Origin of the sequence: Marinobacter sp. M3C (assembly GCF_023311895.1) — a bacterium.
In the GTDB taxonomy this organism is placed as follows: Bacteria; Pseudomonadota; Gammaproteobacteria; order Pseudomonadales; family Oleiphilaceae; genus Marinobacter.
On sequence record NZ_CP092284.1, the window covers coordinates 781,612 to 794,938 of the forward strand.

General features: G+C 48.4%; 13 protein-coding genes and 1 pseudogene. All 14 read left to right on the top strand.

What is annotated here, in order from left to right; all coding sequences use genetic code 11:
- Positions 1-378 precede the first annotated feature (378 nt).
- The 14 genes and pseudogenes from MIH18_RS03445 to MIH18_RS03510 all read left to right on the top strand — a co-directional run bounded on the left by MIH18_RS03445 (position 379) and on the right by MIH18_RS03510 (position 13,271).
- On the top strand, positions 379-2,517 hold the full coding sequence (locus tag MIH18_RS03445; RefSeq protein ID WP_249013940.1) for an adenosylcobalamin-dependent ribonucleoside-diphosphate reductase: 2,139 nt from the start codon (positions 379-381) through the stop codon (positions 2,515-2,517).
- Between the two features lie 27 nt (positions 2,518-2,544).
- Positions 2,545-3,231 carry an NrdJb gene (locus tag MIH18_RS03450; protein WP_249008575.1) on the top strand — a complete coding sequence of 229 codons (687 nt, stop codon included), beginning with the start codon at positions 2,545-2,547 and terminating at the stop codon, positions 3,229-3,231.
- Between the two features lie 288 nt (positions 3,232-3,519).
- Complete coding sequence (locus tag MIH18_RS03455; protein WP_217632702.1) at positions 3,520-3,825, top strand: chorismate mutase; 306 nt, start codon at positions 3,520-3,522, stop codon at positions 3,823-3,825.
- Between the two features lie 126 nt (positions 3,826-3,951).
- Positions 3,952-5,385 (top strand): hypothetical protein, encoded by a 1,434-nt coding sequence (locus tag MIH18_RS03460; RefSeq protein WP_249013941.1) that lies wholly within the window; start codon positions 3,952-3,954, stop codon positions 5,383-5,385.
- A 677-nt stretch (positions 5,386-6,062) separates the two neighbouring features.
- Positions 6,063-6,266, top strand: a pseudogene (locus MIH18_RS03465) (YnfA family protein); the annotation flags it as partial.
- Between the two features lie 245 nt (positions 6,267-6,511).
- Positions 6,512-7,216 carry a hypothetical protein gene (locus MIH18_RS03470; RefSeq protein WP_249013942.1) on the top strand — a complete coding sequence of 235 codons (705 nt, stop codon included), beginning with the start codon at positions 6,512-6,514 and terminating at the stop codon, positions 7,214-7,216.
- 129 nt (positions 7,217-7,345) lie between these two features.
- Positions 7,346-7,804: a hypothetical protein gene (locus MIH18_RS03475; protein WP_249013943.1), complete on the top strand. Its 459-nt coding sequence runs from the start codon at positions 7,346-7,348 to the stop codon at positions 7,802-7,804.
- Between the two features lie 102 nt (positions 7,805-7,906).
- Entirely contained in the window at positions 7,907-8,185 is a 279-nt protein-coding gene (locus MIH18_RS03480; RefSeq protein WP_249013944.1) for a type II toxin-antitoxin system RelE/ParE family toxin, read from the top strand.
- 10 nt (positions 8,186-8,195) lie between these two features.
- Entirely contained in the window at positions 8,196-8,483 is a 288-nt protein-coding gene (locus MIH18_RS03485; RefSeq protein ID WP_249013945.1) for a HigA family addiction module antitoxin, read from the top strand.
- A 479-nt stretch (positions 8,484-8,962) separates the two neighbouring features.
- Positions 8,963-9,463: a hypothetical protein gene (locus tag MIH18_RS03490; RefSeq protein ID WP_249013946.1), complete on the top strand. Its 501-nt coding sequence runs from the start codon at positions 8,963-8,965 to the stop codon at positions 9,461-9,463.
- 147 nt (positions 9,464-9,610) lie between these two features.
- Positions 9,611-10,246, top strand: a complete 636-nt coding sequence (locus tag MIH18_RS03495) for a hypothetical protein (RefSeq protein ID WP_249013947.1) — start codon at positions 9,611-9,613, stop codon at positions 10,244-10,246.
- An 88-nt stretch (positions 10,247-10,334) separates the two neighbouring features.
- On the top strand, positions 10,335-10,712 hold the full coding sequence (locus MIH18_RS03500; RefSeq protein ID WP_249013948.1) for a hypothetical protein: 378 nt from the start codon (positions 10,335-10,337) through the stop codon (positions 10,710-10,712).
- A gap of 162 nt (positions 10,713-10,874) precedes the next feature.
- Complete coding sequence (locus MIH18_RS03505; protein ID WP_249013949.1) at positions 10,875-12,446, top strand: transposase; 1,572 nt, start codon at positions 10,875-10,877, stop codon at positions 12,444-12,446.
- Between the two features lie 240 nt (positions 12,447-12,686).
- Complete coding sequence (locus MIH18_RS03510; protein WP_249013950.1) at positions 12,687-13,271, top strand: hypothetical protein; 585 nt, start codon at positions 12,687-12,689, stop codon at positions 13,269-13,271.
- Positions 13,272-13,327 lie beyond the last annotated feature (56 nt).

Sequence of the window (13,327 nt, forward strand, 5' to 3'; positions counted from 1 at the left end):
CAACCTGCTGCTAAGTTAAGCCCTGCCACAAGGCGATTGTCTGAAAAGACACACCCGCTCCCCAACACATTGAAGCCCTTTGGTTTTCAGTTTGTTGCGATTTTGCAAGCGCTTTACCATTGATTTTAACCCTCGAATCAGCCGGATCCATAGCCGGGCTTTTCTTTTAAAAACACTACATCCTGTTATACTCATGCTCATTCCGGCCTATATATAGGGCTACACACTAATCTGTTGTAGAAATAAATACGTAAACACACGCAAATTTCCAGTCCGGCGGGCACTAGAAGCGTCTGGCGAAAGCACTGATAAAGTAATGACATGGCGCGCTGTACGCGGCGACGCTTTTTTCCCGACACACACAGTTCGAGGGCGGCAATGAACGCTAAAGCACAGGCACTAGTCACAACCATTCCGATGCAAGACGCATCGCTGGACATCTGGAACAGCAAGTACCAGCTGAAAACCAAAACCGGCGAAGCCGTCGACAAAGACATTCTGGCCACCTACGAGCGCGTAGCCCGTGCCCTGTCAGAAGTTGAAAACAAAGACCTGCGCGCCAAGCACTACAAAGACTTCGCCTGGGCCCTGAAGCACGGCGCCATTCCTGCCGGCCGCATTATTTCCAACGCTGGCGCACAGGCCCACAAGCCTGCCACCTCCACCATCAACTGCACCGTTAGTGGCAACATTAACGACTCTATGAACGACATTCTGGGGAAAAACCACGAAGCAGGCCTGACCCTTAAAGCCGGCTGCGGTATCGGTTATGAATTCTCTACCCTGCGCCCCCGCGGTGCCTACGTCGCCGGCGCCGGTGCCACCACATCCGGCCCGTTGTCGTTCATGGATATCTTCGACCGCATGTGCTTCACCGTGTCATCAGCCGGTGGCCGTCGCGGCGCCCAAATGGCCACCTTTGACGTTCACCACCCAGACATCATCGACTTCATCCAGGCCAAGCGTGAAGATGGCCGCCTGCGCCAATTCAACCTGTCGCTGCTGATCACCGAAGACTTCATCAACGCCGTACGTGACGACGCCGACTGGAAGCTGTCCTTCCCGGTGACCGATAAAGAAGTAGAAGAAGAAGGCCTGGACCTGACCGACCCAGCCCAGTTTGTATACCGTGATTTCCCGGTCGTAAAAGACTACGTGATGAACGCCGAAGGCAAAGTAGCCTGCCGCATTTACCGCACTCTAAAAGCCCAGTTCATCTGGGACACCATCATGACCTCCACCTACGACTACGCCGAGCCGGGTTTCATCCTGATCGACAAAGTAAACCAGATGAACAACAACTGGTTCTGCGAGGACATCCGTGCTACTAACCCTTGTGGCGAACAGCCCCTGCCCCCTTACGGCAGCTGCCTGCTAGGCTCGGTGAACCTGACCATGTTCGTGGACTACCCGTTCACCGACAAAGCCAGCTTCAACTATGAAAAGTACAAAAAAGTCGTCGGCATCTTCACCCGCATGCTAGACAACGTGGTGGAAATCAACGGCCTGCCACTGGCACAGCAACGCCACGAAATTACCTACAAGCGCCGCCACGGCATGGGCATTTTGGGCCTGGGCTCTACCCTCGCCATGCTGCGTATGCCTTACGGTTCTGAAGAATCTGTGGTGTTCACCGAAGACGTCGTACGTGAAATGGCCGTAGAAGGCTGGCGCCAGTCCCTGGCCCTGGGCGAGGAAAAAGGCGCGGCGCCGATCATGGACGACGAGTTCGAAATTACCCCGAAAATGCTCGGCAAATGCCCGCAGCTGAAAGCCGACGGTTACAACCTGGGCGACAAGCTCAAGGGCCGTGTGCTTCACGCCAAGTACAGCCGCTACATGCAGCGCATCGCTGAAGTAGAGCCAGAACTGATAGCCCAGCTGACCGAGAAAGGTGGCCGCTTTACTCACCACACCTCCATCGCGCCTACCGGCACTATCAGCCTGTCACTGGCCAACAACGCCAGTAACGGCATAGAGCCAAGCTTCTCGCACCATTACGCCCGCAACATCATTCGCGAAGGCCGTAAAACCAAAGAGAAAGTCGACGTGTTCTCCTTCGAGCTGCTGGCTTACCGCCACCTGAGCAACCCGGGCGCCATGCCGTTCTCGGACGACGCTGACAAAAAACTGCCGGATTACTTCACCACATCAGATGACGTAACCCCGGCCCAGCACGTAGACATCCAGGCCGCGGCCCAGTTGTGGGTAGATTCGTCTATCTCCAAAACCGCCAACGTGCCCACAGACTTCCCTTACAAAGACTTCAAAGACATTTACATGTACGCCTTCGACAAAGGCCTGAAAGGCTGCACCACCTTTCGCTTCAACGCAGAAGCTTTCCAAGGCGTACTGGTTAAAGAATCCGATTTGGAAAACACCGTCTACGAATTCACCCTGGACGATGGCACCAAAGTAAAACTGAAGGGTAACGAGCAGGTCGATTACGACGGCGAAATTCACAGCGCTGCCAACCTGTTCGATGCTTTGAAAGAAGGCACTTACGGAAAATATTGATCCGAAAACCGACACAGGAATACAGACATGCCAGTAAAAATTAGCAATAAAATCGTCGGTTATCGGGTAACCAAAGCCGACGAAAACAACCAGCCTGCGCCGGCTGTAGAAAGCACACTCGTTAAGATGAACGAATACATCGAGCGGCCAGAGTTTTTGTTGGGCACCACCTACAAAATCAAACCGCCGGTGGCGGAGCACGCAATGTACATTACTATTAATGACATTCTGCTGAATGAAGACACCGACCACGAAAGCCGCCAGCCCTACGAAGTGTTCATCAACTCCAAGTCGATGGAACACTTCCAGTGGGTTATCGCCCTCACCCGCGTCATCTCTGCGGTATTCCGCAAAGGCGGCGACCTGACCTTCCTGGTGGAAGAACTGCGCTCGGTATACGACCCCAACGGCGGCTACTTCAAAAAAGGCGGCGTGTTCATGCCCTCACTGGTCGCCGAAATTGGCGCCGTGATTGAAAAGCACCTGAAGGCCGTTGGCCTGATGGAAAGCGAAGAAATGAGCGAAACCACCAAACGCATCCTGGCTGAAAAGCGGGCTGATTTTGAAGCCAATCAGAGCAAAGCCACCAACGACGATACGTCCGGTGACTTTCCACCCAACGCCACAACGTGTGGCAAGTGCAGCACCAAAGCGGTAATTGTGATGGATGGCTGTGCGACTTGCTTGAATTGTGGTGATAGTAAGTGTGGTTAAGTTGATGGATTGGTGAAGTGAGAAAAAGGCCCGGGGTTTTGCTTCGGGCCTTTTTTTTTGGATAGCAGCTTGTATTTTGAGTAATTGCGTGGCAGCTTCGTTATTGCGTTGTGATATTACAAAGTTTGACGATGTTAGGCTGGTAATCTGCTGTTTTTGGAGTAGTTTTATGAATGAGTTGCCTGGGAACTGCGTAATCGTGATGGGTGAAAACGAAGATGTCAGATGATTCAATAATGAAGGGCGCTGCCCAATACGCTGTTATGGTCGTTAACTAAGGAGAATATTTTGAACACGGAAGTGGTTTGTACATCTATAGATGAAGTACGCGCAAATGTTGATTCGATCGATAGGGAAATTGTTGGGCTACTTGCCAAGCGTGGTGGTTTCGTTAAGCAGGCTGCGCGCTTTAAAAAGACCACTGATGATGTGAAAGCGCCTCAGCGAGTTGAGCAAGTTATTACTAAAGTCAGAACGCTTGCGGCAGAGGTTGGTGGCAATCCCGAAGTCACAGAGTCGGTCTATCGGGCCATGATTTCAGCATTCATTTCTGCCGAGTTGCAGGAACATGCTGACCTTGCCAGTAGCCGCTAAATACCATAACAAACCGCAGCAGTACGCGGCCGATGGCCGCCGGACGCCCTCTACATTGCGCCTTCGGCTCCATTCCAAGGTCGCCGCTGTGCTCAGCGTTAGGCTCTACGGTACATTGAGGGAACAATGAAATTTTCCGAATACTTTAATTTAAATCGAACTCAACCATATTTGGATTTTGTGGATATTCCACTTGATACAGATCTCCCTGTGTTTTTGGAACCAAGCGCCATTAAAGATCTCAGATCACCTTGGGGAGTTGAGTTATCCTCAATGCTTCAGACTTTTTTTGATACGGTTTTACGACTTATTCATTCAGGTGAAAACGTTAAAGCCCAGCAGTTACTATCTTCGCTAAGCGAGCGCAATGAATTTCATCTTGGATACTCTTCTGGTGAATCTAAGGGGCATGGCTTTGGCTCAGGGTCAGCAGAAACAGTTTGGGGGGCGTTAAGTACAAGCAGCGCTGCAGTAACAGGGCTCCTTAAAGATCTAGAAGATACTGCCTTGTTAATTCCAGGTATTGGAACAGATATGATCTCCGATGCTGTCAGCAATATTATTCGTGGACCGTTAATAAAATACACGCAGGATATGTGCGTTTACTACGGTATTCCACTTACTCCAGCTGTTGCATCAGGCCCAGTTTGGAATCCACAAAAAGAAATCTGGGAAGAATCCCTAATTCAATTGCCAATGACCAGCCACGGAAAGGTCATATTAGTGCCAAAAATATTGGTTCGTCATCGGTTGAACTATCAATACGACGAATATTACCGGCACTATATTCTTCCTGAAATGCAACACGAGCATCTAGCGGCTCATTCATCTCTGGTTGAAGTGTTGAAAGATGGTAGTGAAAGAGTTACAAAAAAAGCCCTTATGGAAAAGTACGGTAGCGATAAGCTTGCTGTCGTGGAACAAACAAAAGTTAGGCCGCAAATTTTACAAGAATACAAAGACCAAAAATATAGCAAGCCTTCTGCCCCGCTAACTCAAGAGCAGTTTTCAGAGGTTGAAGCAATAGATCTGCCAGATTTAGACCCTATAGTTCAGGAGTTAAGGGCACTTGATACCGGAAGGGATACCGCTGGGCGATACGAGGATCTAGTTGAAAAGGTACTATCTGTTATTCTTTACCCATCCCTTTGTAACCCAATAAAACAGCATAATATTCACGATGGTAGGAAGCGTATAGATATTACATATATCAATGAGGCGAAATCGGGATTTTTCTACTGGTTGTCCTTGCACTATCCATGCCCGATGATTTTTATTGAATGTAAAAATTATGGGAAAGAAGTTGGGAATCCTGAGATTGATCAGCTGGCTGGACGTTTTTCACCTAGCAGAGGGCAAGTCGGAATTTTGATTTGTCGTTCAATTGAAGATAAAGAAAAGTTGTATCAACGCTGCGTAGATACAGCAAAAGACAGACGTGGGTATATGTTGGCTCTTGATGATGACGATATTTTTGGAATGGTTTATGCATATAAGCAAGACTCGGAAGATCAAACCTTCGCAAGTCTTAGGTCTTTATGGGCGCGCCTAATTGAATAAAAGCCTAACAAGTGGCTGCACTCGGAAAAATTACTCGCCGCGCTCCTAATTTTCCGGTGAGCAAGGCGTTATGTGTTTTTATACAGCCTGTATGCTTGAACAGTTTTTGTTCAAGGTGTAGCCTAGATCTGCGTACAAAAAATGTACGCGAGTATCAGAATATACCTGAAGTGCTCACACCCTAAAGGAGAGTTCAATATGGCTGTCAAGCATACGCCAACAGGTGAAGTTCACAGCGGGGCCAAAGGGGGCAAGACCGGTTGTGGTTTTGATACCCGAGAAAATTCTCACCACTGGGTTTCATCCTCGCAAAGAATCACATGCAACAAGAATGGCTGCAAAAATTAATCCTCTTGTTGATTGCTTCCGTTGGAGTTATCTGTAGCAGCAAGATAAGCGAGAGCAAACCACATAACCTAGCGGTCAACCGGACACCTTCGCGTCTAGGGTACGGCAGCCCTTTCGTGAACTGGTCAATAGTGCCGATATAGGAGAAAACTATGGGAATTAAACCAGGGCCAAAAAGAATTGCTGACTCAACTGGGAAGCCAGATAAGCGTCAACGGGATAATAAGAAAACTCCCGGGAATACGCCACCTCTTAAGCCTCACAAACACAAAAAAGGTGACTAATAAAGGGTAATTGCACCTAACAAAGCCAGCTAAAGGGATGTCAAAACCGCCGCTGGCAGAGTCTACGCTGCGTATGGTGGTGTTTATATTTTTATGGCGATACTTTGGCTGTGGGCCGTCGACGAAGTAAGGCCAACGGCATGGGACTTGGTTGGCTCGGGTGTTGCGTTGGTGGGTATGGCAATCATCATGTTCGGACCGCGCACCACGCACCACATAACCAATAGTTCCAGTTCGTTCCGGGCCTGATGGCCCTCCACCGGACAGCCTTGTCGCCGCTTCGCTCTGCAAAGGCTGCCGCTGAACAACGGCGTTGAGGCTGTAGGAAAAGGTCAAAGGCTTTTTTCGGCCTTGAATCGATCAATAATTAAGCTAAAAATAGCGCCTATTCTTAAAATCTGGAGCACTTATCGTCGAAAGCAGACCTAGATTTTACGTAGGAACGTCATCACAAAAGGGCTCGAGGGTTTTTCTACAGCCTCGTTAGGTTTTAAATGACTGATCCAATTATCACTTCTGATCCAGAAATAAAAGCAACCGCGATACTACGGAAGTATATGGATTTATCCAAGTTACTAGATTTACTTCACTCTAAGAATCTATATTTTCGGCGAGCAGATGGTTTTACGGATCGTTTAGAGGGGGCTCTGTTTCCAAGTTTGCGGACGATTATTGATGAGTCCCATTTAAAAGGCGACATCAAATACAATTCAGATGAATTTTATCGAAGTGCAAGAGAAGATAATTACGTTAGTTGTTGGACATTTGGGGCTAGAGATAATATGGCTTTATGGCAGTTGTATGGCGGTACAAAATCAAGTGTGGTCATAACTACTACTTTAGACAAAATCGTAAATGCATTTGAATGGGACCGCTCCATACATATACATAAAGTTAAGTACGTTGACCATAAGCGGGTTCGAAACTATATAATTGGTGCACCTAGAGAAGTATTGCAATACAAAAGTGATGCATATAAATTCGAGAAGGAACTGAGAATAGTGGCGCTTCGTCAGGATAAAGATAATCATTCCATGGGTGTGAGAATACCTTTAAAAAATATTAATAGTTTAATCAGAAGTGTTGTCATTGCTCCAGATGCTGATGTGAGTTTTGTAGAAGCAGTTTCAGATTTGTGTAAAAAATATGGACTAACAGCTCCAATAAGACGGTCTAAATTGTCTTTTGTTTCTATATGAACCTAACAAAGCAATGTTACGGATCTCCGTGTGCCGGCACTTTTTTTGCAAAAAAACACGCAAAAAAACCGCCGTCCCACTCCGACCGCAAATTGCGGCGTTATGTTTTCAAAAGGAAAAGGGCATTGAATGAGTGGAAATTTCGCTAAAAAGACGAAGCCTTCAGCGCAAGAATATTTGAACGCTTCATTGGAAGAAATCGTCGAGAGAGCGAATCAAAACCCCAATGAGAGCGAAATCCCATTTGTCACCGCCCTGCTGTCAGCTAAAGCTAGTCGAGATCAAAAAGCGGCTTCAAACAGAATGTTTTGGATTGCCCTAGCGACCACGCTAATTGCTGTTCTTTCGCTGGTTAATAGTTACTATTCAAATCAAAAAGCCTCAACATACGAAGTCAAGATTGGCTATTTAGAAGACAAGATAGACGGTTTTGAGGGCCATATTCAGTCAGTCACTGCGAAGCTATATCAGCTAAAACGAAAACAAGAAGATATCCTGTTGAGTCAAGAAGAAATTCAACAAAACATATCAAAACTTTCGGAATCGCAGAGGCCAAGGAGCTCTCGCCAAACCAAACATAACCAGTAGCGTCAGTCGGACCGGTTTGTTCCGCTGCGCTCCGCAAACCGGCCGCTGGGCATGGCGTTATGTGAGATTGACACCTGATACGTTACAGGGTACAGTCAGAAAATGATACGAAGCTTCAAACACAAGGGCTTGGCCAGATTTTTCAAGTCCGGTAGCACCGCAGGAATTCAGGCCGCCCACGCAAAAAGGCTTCGGCTTATTCTCGGTAGATTGAACGCAGCGTCGGATGCCAAAGATATGGACTTGCCAGGCCTTCGATTGCACGAACTATCCGGCAATCGCGTTGGTATCTGGTCTGTCACTGTTAGCGGTAACTGGCGAGTGACCTTCCGATTCGAAGATGGAGATGCCGAGATTGTGAACTATGAAGATTATCACTGAGGTACAGTCAATGTTGATGCATAACCCCCCACACCCTGGTGAAGTATTGCGAGAGCTTTGTCTTGAGCCACTCGGCCTCTCTGTCACGGCGGCTGCAGAGGCATTGGGCGTTAGCCGCAAGACTTTGAGTGCCTTGCTGAACGGCAAGGCCGGTATCAGTCCCGAGATGGCTATCCGGCTCTCTATCGCTTTTGATACCTCTGCAGAGAGCTGGCTGAACCAGCAGTCCCAATATGAACTCTGGCATGCCGAACAACATCGCAAAGAGCTCAACGTGAAAAGGCTTGTTGCGGCTTAAAGCAGCACATAACCAGTGCAGGCACGGCGACGCCCACTACATTGCGCCTTCGGCTCCATTCCGTGGGCGCGCATGCTGCAAGCGTTAGAAAATCATGCGGCCTATGCAGGAGTAACGGGGCAGTGAGAGATAACTTTAATAAGCCAACCAGGCGAGAGTTAGGTGAACTCGTAAACTTTAAGTGCGTTCGACCGGCCTGCGGCAAGTTGACTCGGGGTCCTTCTGAGGATCGAAGCCGTGTTGTGAATGCTGGACAGGCAGCCCACATTACGGCAGCAAGTAAAAACGGTCCTAGGTATAACGCCACGCTTACATCTGAGCAACGTCGAGCCCTCGACAATGGCGCACACCTCTGCGTATTCTGCGCAACGGTGGTAGATAGGGACCCTGACGATTTTCCACCCCAAATGCTCGAAGAGTGGCAGCGGGCGGGCGTTGAGCTAGTGCGAAGGCAATTTTTGCAACCGGTAAGGTACGGCGTGGCGAACATCGCCGCTGTGAATCTGGAGGTCAGGAACTTTCTAAAGAGATATCCTTACGTCCGCATTGGAAATATCAACGAGAGCACTGTTTTCTCTGAGCAAGATTTCTATTCCACATTCGAACTATTGAGTGCGTGCAAATGGGATTATAGAGAGCCCGATGGCGGAGGCAGAAGCTTGGCCTGGCAAGCCGGAGATCCGCTACATGCTCAGGACAATCATGCTGTCGATATTCAGATTGAAATTCTTTCAAGCCTAGCCGCGCTGGTTGCGTCTGTCCGAAGTTCGGATTGTGGCTGGTACTTTGATAGAGATTTTTCTGTATACCGAATAAATGGAATGGCTAATTTCGGCATGGTGAATCGTCATGATGACGAGATGCGGAGGTCGATAGGCATTGCCGTGGAGCGAACCCGTAATCTTGTTATGCGCTATCAGCAGGCTGTTGCAAGTCTTAGGCGGTACGTTTCGGAAGACAATACATTCACTTCGCTATGACGCCTTACTGACGTAGGGGGTACCGTATAGTTATCGTGGTAAACAAATGGTTTCTAACGAGTGAATGAACCCGACAAATTATTTCGGGCTTCGCCCTCCATAATTTGCAGGTTATTCTGGCGTTAGGCCAAAGTAGGATCGATAATTATGCACCAATTCAAACGCTGGATAATAGAGCTTAAGCACTGGCTAAAAGAAGCCAAGCTGATTTTTATAGGCGTTTTTGTGATCCTATTGGCAGTGTTTTTTGGGTTTGTGGTGTGGCCAACCGAAAAATCAATCAGGATAATAGGCTATGTACTCCAATTAATAGGTATGATCGTAGCCGTCAAGGGCTTATTTATGGTTCGCTCTCATTTTGGGCATCCCTCACTGGGGATTATGTGTCTAAGATGGTTGAAACGATTTCCGAAATGGAAAGTCGAGGCTCATATAAGCGTGCCTACTGCCTATTCAGTAATGACAGCGCTAGATCCGCATGTGGAGGCTTGGGCCCCTGACAATCCAGAAAGTACACTGGAGCATAGATTGAACGCAGTCATAAAAAATCTTGGTCAACTTAGGGCTGATCAAGGAAGTCAGAAGAAATTGATTAATAGTCTTGCAACTGAGCACCAAGAACATGAGAAAAAAACTGCTAAAGAAAGAGTTGAGATACAAGAAAAAATTCAGAAAAATCTTGAATCTCTGCACACAGGTTACTTAGTAACATCACTTTTGGGTCTTGTTTGGTTGTTAGTGGGGATCACAATGAGCACCTTGGCTCTCGAATTATCAATGTAGAGCCACAAAGCCTAACAAGTGCAGGCACGGCGACGTACGTAGAAAGGAAGACGAAGAGCGCCGACGAATAGTTGATCTACAAAGCAAGATGGAAAAATCATACTCCGCTTTTTTAAGCGGGGGGATGCGTATTCGCGTAAATCTCACTACGGGTCAGCCTACACAAGAAGAAATGCAAAGCATGATTTCAGAGCTGAATTCAGGATATCAGCAGCTGCTTTTAGTTGCTTCAACAGAGTGCGCAAAAAAAGCTGTTCATTTGTGGAAGAAAATCATTGAACTGATAGATGCAGAGCAAGGGGCTGACCGTAATTACATTGGAGACGAGATCCGTCTTTTGCGGGCGGCATTTGTGGTTGAGGCTCGGAAAGATCTGGAGGATCCAATTGCGCGCAACGCTAACCCCGGAATCTCTATAAGGCCGGCACTTACGTTTGGGGGATTTCATCTAGATGATGTTGGCTAGACGCCACAGAGATCCTAACCAGCACAGCCACGGCGACGGCTACTGCATTGCGGCTTCGCCTCCATTCCGTAGCCGCGCGTGCTGTTGGCGTTGAGGCTGTAGAAAAACCCTAAGTCGGATCGATTTTGGTAGTATTGAGAAAACAGACAAGGAGCCGTCGGAATGCCTCGTTTCAAGCACTATAACTACGACCAAGATACGATGGTCGTCATCAACTACCGAGAGCAGCTCCAGCCCGGCACCTTCGAACACGCGGTTCACTACCTGATCGAACACAAGCTGGATCTGTCGGTGTTCCACCCCAAGTACCGCAACGACGACACCGGCCGCCTGGCCTACGATCCTGCCATTCTGTTGAAGATCATTCTGTTCGCGTACTCCAAAGGCATCACCTCCAGCCGCGAGATCCAGTGGTGCTGCGAGACCAACATCATTTTTAAAGCTTTATCCTGCGATACCGTCCCGCACTTCACCACCCTGGCCAAGTTCGTCAGCCAGCACGCCGATGAGATTGAAGAACTGTTCGAACAAATACTGCTGGTGTGCCATGAACAGGGCCTTCTGGGTAACGAGCTGTTTGCTATCGACGGCTGCAAAATGTCGTCGGACGCCGCGAAGGAATGGTCTGGCACCTTTAAAGAACTGGGCGAAAAACGCGACAAGTTGAAACGGTTGATTCGCCACCACCTGCATGAGCATCACGAGCGGGATGAGACGGAGACGGAAGCCGAACTGGATAGAGATATTCGCCGCGCCAAAACCGTGCTCTCTCTGGATGAGTCCATGAAGAAAGTGGACCGTTTCCTAAAGACGAACAGCCCAAGGATGGGCCAGGGGAAACGACCCAAGGAAGTGAAGAGCAACATCACCGATAACGAAAGCGGCAAGATGACCACCAGCAAAGGCACGATCCAGGGCTATAACGGCGTGGCGACGGTGGATAAAAAACACCAGGTCATCATCGATGTTCAAGCCTTCGGCGAAGGTCAGGAACACCACACGTTAAAGCCGGTGTTGGAGACGGTTCAGCGTCGTTATAAAAAGCTCGGCATTGCCGACAACATCTATCAAACCGGCGCGATCGTGACCGCCGACACCGGCTTCGCCAACGAAGCTAATATGCAGTACCTGCACGAGCAACAGATCAACGGTCACATCCCGGACAATCGCTTCCGCAGCCGTGATCCGAAGTTCGCGCAGCAGAAAGACAAGTACGGTAAGCGGCATCAGAACCTCCCCGACAAGGGTTGGAAAGGCACCCTTGCAGCGAGTGAATTCCAGTTCGATCCAGTGAAGCTGACCTGTATCTGCCCATCCGGCCAGGCACTTACTTATCGAGGGCAGCGGGAAGCTCTGAACGGCAAAATCCGAGTGCACTTCGAAGGTCGCTTGCTGCAATGTCGCCACTGTCCTAAGAAGCACGAATGTATGCAGAATCCCGCTTCGGCGAACCACCGCAACGGCTCCGGCCGACAGGTCTCCTTCACCGTTGAAAACAAACGCGCACCAAATTACACCGACTGGATGAAGCACCGAGTCGATAGCCAGCAAGGCAAAACGATTTACGGTCATCGCATGTCGGTAGTTGAGCCCGTGTTCGGCAACATCGGTAGCAATAAACGTCTGAATCGCTTCAGCCTGCGGAGCAAAAAGAAGGTGCAGGGTCAGTGGCAATTGTATTGCCTGGTGCACAATATTGAGAAGTTGGCGAATTATGGGCAGTTAGCGGCATGATACCGGGGCTAGGATATAGCCTGAAACAGCTCGCATAGGGTTAAGCGGAGGACGTTTAGCGCCGGATATTAATAATGCTGTGGTGTTCCAGTCAAATAACCAAAGTGGCGCCAGTTGATCGCAGGATATGAAAAAACAACAAAGCGGCTGCGGATTGGGCTCTGTGAAGGGTTTTTCTACAGCCACGTTAGTTTTTGTAAACGTCGTGGTGATTGCCGCAGATGATCTTTGGAGAGAGAAATGTTTAAAGTGAGTAGTGGTTTTATCGGCGAGTTCAAAACTGGCGACAATATTATCTATAACTTGAGCTGCTTAAAAGCCCTCTACGCAGCTCAAGAGACGGCTTCATCATCCGAAGCAGGACTTTTCAGCAAGCCAATTACAATCACTATGGTTTCAATAATTGAAGCCCTGCTCCATGATCTTTTTTACCGAATCAAGAACCATACAAGCGAAGGCGTTCAAAACATTGCAATCAAAGTGCTGGAAGATGTTCGGAGCAAAACCCTCGATCAATTAGAGACTTATATCGCTGCGGCAAAAAAACATGATTTGCTGGGAGCGGCTGGAACTGACCTGTACGAGAAATTAGATGAGTTACGCAAAGTCCGTAATCGCATCCATATCCAAAACGTTAAGCAACAACAACCGCTTAACGAAAATAAGGTTTTCACTATCAGTAGGCAAAAATCTACCGAAGCAGTGCTCGAGCAGGTACTAAAGCATGTTTCCGATAAATACAAACGACCAGAGCATATTCAGGGTATTGTGGGTAGCTTTGAGCTGCCGTGGGATGAGCAATTAAAAACAGAGTCAGACGCATGAACGTGTGCAGTTCTTTATCAAGAAACTAACCAGTGCAGGTTGTCGGACAGGTACTC

Excerpts from the sequence above, each read along its gene's own strand:
- MIH18_RS03485 (WP_249013945.1), top strand. The coding sequence starts at position 8,196 with ATGTTGATGCATAACCCCCCACACCCTGGTGAAGTATTGCGAGAGCTT.
- MIH18_RS03500 (WP_249013948.1), top strand. The coding sequence starts at position 10,335 with ATGGAAAAATCATACTCCGCTTTTTTAAGCGGGGGGATGCGTATTCGC.
- MIH18_RS03450 (WP_249008575.1), top strand. The coding sequence starts at position 2,545 with ATGCCAGTAAAAATTAGCAATAAAATCGTCGGTTATCGGGTAACCAAA.
- MIH18_RS03505 (WP_249013949.1), top strand. The coding sequence starts at position 10,875 with ATGCCTCGTTTCAAGCACTATAACTACGACCAAGATACGATGGTCGTC.
- MIH18_RS03510 (WP_249013950.1), top strand. The coding sequence starts at position 12,687 with ATGTTTAAAGTGAGTAGTGGTTTTATCGGCGAGTTCAAAACTGGCGAC.
- MIH18_RS03445 (WP_249013940.1), top strand. The coding sequence starts at position 379 with ATGAACGCTAAAGCACAGGCACTAGTCACAACCATTCCGATGCAAGAC.
- MIH18_RS03475 (WP_249013943.1), top strand. The coding sequence starts at position 7,346 with ATGAGTGGAAATTTCGCTAAAAAGACGAAGCCTTCAGCGCAAGAATAT.
- MIH18_RS03495 (WP_249013947.1), top strand. The coding sequence starts at position 9,611 with ATGCACCAATTCAAACGCTGGATAATAGAGCTTAAGCACTGGCTAAAA.
- MIH18_RS03470 (WP_249013942.1), top strand. The coding sequence starts at position 6,512 with ATGACTGATCCAATTATCACTTCTGATCCAGAAATAAAAGCAACCGCG.
- MIH18_RS03460 (WP_249013941.1), top strand. The coding sequence starts at position 3,952 with ATGAAATTTTCCGAATACTTTAATTTAAATCGAACTCAACCATATTTG.
- MIH18_RS03480 (WP_249013944.1), top strand. The coding sequence starts at position 7,907 with ATGATACGAAGCTTCAAACACAAGGGCTTGGCCAGATTTTTCAAGTCC.